This is a genomic window from Streptomyces sp. DH12, assembly GCF_020873895.1.
Classification (GTDB): Bacteria; Actinomycetota; Actinomycetes; order Streptomycetales; family Streptomycetaceae; genus Streptomyces.
The window spans coordinates 1-490 of the sequence record NZ_JAHWGT010000777.1 but is presented as its reverse complement, the minus strand read 5'-3'; the positions used below and the strand labels follow the sequence as shown (position 1 = coordinate 490).

The 490-nt window shown below is 75.5% G+C and carries 1 pseudogene; it reads right to left on the bottom strand.

What is annotated here, in order from left to right:
* A pseudogene (locus LPA54_RS37010) lies at positions 1 to 467 on the bottom strand (hypothetical protein); the annotation flags it as partial.
* Positions 468 to 490 lie beyond the last annotated feature (23 nt).

Below are 490 nucleotides of genomic sequence, written 5' to 3'. Positions count from 1 at the left end.
CCGGAGCGGGCGACCGCAGCCTTGAGGGCGGCCCGCCCCCAGGGGCCGAGCCAGCGGCGGGAGGCGTGGCGTACGGCGCGGGCGGTCGCCCGGTCACGGGAGACCTGGGCGGCGGTGCGGCCGCGGACGGCCAGGCCCAGGTAGGACAGCAGGCGCTCGCGGAGCTCGTGGCCGATCTGCGCGGGCAGGCCGGTGGAGAGAGCCTCGGGCCGCTGCACGCGGATCTCCAGGCCCATGGCGAGGTGCCAGAGCAGGCCGGCCATGACCGGGCCGATGACAGCGCGGACCGTGCCGCCCCAGAATCCTGACTCGCTGTAGGCGGGGATGATCTGGATGCCGGTGATGCACCAGACGAGGACGCCGGGCACGCCCGGGGTGCCGGCCGCGGTCGCGGTGGCGGTGGCGCGCTTGTTCGCGCGGGCCATGACGGCGCAGGCGAGGAGGGCGATCTCCCCTGCGGCGAACATGGCGAGGCGATCATAGCTGTCGA